Below are 1,818 nucleotides of genomic sequence, written 5' to 3'. Positions count from 1 at the left end.
CTAGGAGACTGCTGAACTAGGGGCTTTTTGAGGGGTTGGGCGGGTGCGTGAGCGCTTTGCCCGGCTTCTCAGGCATGTGCGGGTGGTCGGAGCGGATTCTTTTGGAGGCCAGTCGTCGGTTCGGGCCCGTGTATCCGACCCAGGAAGAGCCTTTCCGGGTCCTTCCCGGGGTCCAGTGTGTCCCTCATGCGATGGCCCATGATCCTTTGTCGTTGGTGAGACCGAGGTTCAGGAGGCGTTTGAGGTTTACTGCGGCGATGCGCAGCTGCCACCAGGCGTGGTTCTTTGTCGTACCGCGGTAGCGCAGGCGCCGGTTGTCTTTCACGAGCCAGGCGATGGAGCGTTCGACCATGGGGCGGTGGCGTGTGTAGTCGGCGTGGAACCCCTCCGCACGTGCTGCGGCGCGGTGTTCGCGCATCAGCGCGTGCTCCGGGTGCAGTTCGATCTTCCGGCCCCGGGTTGCGGTCGTGCAGCGGGAGCGCAGCGGGCAACCGGCGCAGCCTGCACCGAACGTGACATAGCCCTTCGCGGTGATCGTTCGGACCAGCCCGTTGGGGCAGGTCAGCGTCCCGGCCAGCTGATCGTAGGCGAAATCATCGATCGTGAACCCGCCCTCGACAGCCCTGGCCAAGGGCTTGGGCTTGATCAACGCGGTGTGTCCGGCCGCGGCGAGGGTCCTGAGCAGTTCCCCGGTCCCGTAGGCAGAGTCCGCCAACACCTGGACGTCTGAGGTGACCGTCCCGTCCTGGCCCAGCAGCATCGCCCCGGCGTCCGCATCGGACGTGCCCTCGCCCGCGGCCTTCGTGATCATCGCGGCGGTCACCAGACCGGTATCGGGTTCGATCACGATGTGGGCCTTGTATCCGTCCCGGCGCTCTTCCCGGGTCTTGTGGGCATGCCTGGAATCGGGGTCCACCGTCGAGATCACCCGGTCGGGGGCGACCCTGCGCGCGATCCGCCACCGCCCATCGGTCCCGTCCGAATCCTCGGCCGGTTCCACGTCCTGCCCGGCTACCAGGGCCAGTAGCGCGTACGCATCAGCCGCCTTGCCCTCGAGCGTTTCGGGATCGACCGCGGCCAGCAGCGCCAGCGCGTCCGTGACCAGCGCCGAGACCAGCCCGTCCCTGGCGTCCTGATCATCCCAGGCGATGTCAGGTTTGCCGGTGCGCGTGTAGTCATACCCGGTGCCGTGGGCCGCGATCAGGTCCTTGCCACCGGGCACGTCCCGGCCGAAGCGGCGGATCCCGGCGATCAGCTGAGTGACCGTGTCCTGCCGGGCCACCGCATCATCGAGGACCGTAGAATCCAATGCCCGGCGGCGCTTGCCTTTCAGGATTCCGGTCTCCGCGACGACCTCCGCGATCGCTTCCATGACCCGGTGAGGATTCCCCGACGCGGCCAGCCGCCGGCGCCAATACGTCAACGTGCTCGGATGGAACGCGGCCTGGTTCAGCCCGTACCCGCAGGCGGCTTTCCACCGCAGGTCAAACGTCAACGCCTCCGCGGTCTCGCGGTCCGAGAGCCCCTGCAACGCCTGCAGCACCAGAACCGAGCCGATCACCGGCGCCGGCACCGACGGACGCCCCCGCCCGGAGGGGAACAGATCCTCCATTATCGAATCCGGGAACAACCTCCCCCGATGTTCTGCCAAAAACGCGAAAACGCTGCCCGGGGCCAACAACTCCCCGGCCAGCGCTTCCACATCCAAATACCCACGCTGAGCATCCTCGCGACCCTGCATGACACCAGCATTAATCACCGGCCCCGAAAACCCGGCAGGCACGCCAGACCGTGACGATATATTCAGCGCGCTCCTAG

At 66.8% G+C, this 1,818-nt stretch carries 1 protein-coding gene; it reads right to left on the bottom strand.

Annotated elements, in window-relative coordinates; translation table 11 throughout:
• Positions 1-184: 184 nt before the first annotated feature.
• A complete protein-coding gene (locus ACFTR6_RS22060) occupies positions 185-1,741 on the bottom strand; it encodes an IS1182 family transposase (protein WP_377959480.1) in 1,557 nt (518 codons plus the stop codon).
• Between the last annotated feature and the right edge of the window lie 77 nt (positions 1,742-1,818).

The organism is Arthrobacter sp. NPDC057009 (assembly GCF_042673905.1).
GTDB lineage: Bacteria > Actinomycetota > Actinomycetes > Actinomycetales > Micrococcaceae > Arthrobacter.
The sequence above is the reverse complement of the archived record's forward strand: the minus strand, read 5'-3'. Positions and strand labels throughout refer to the sequence as shown.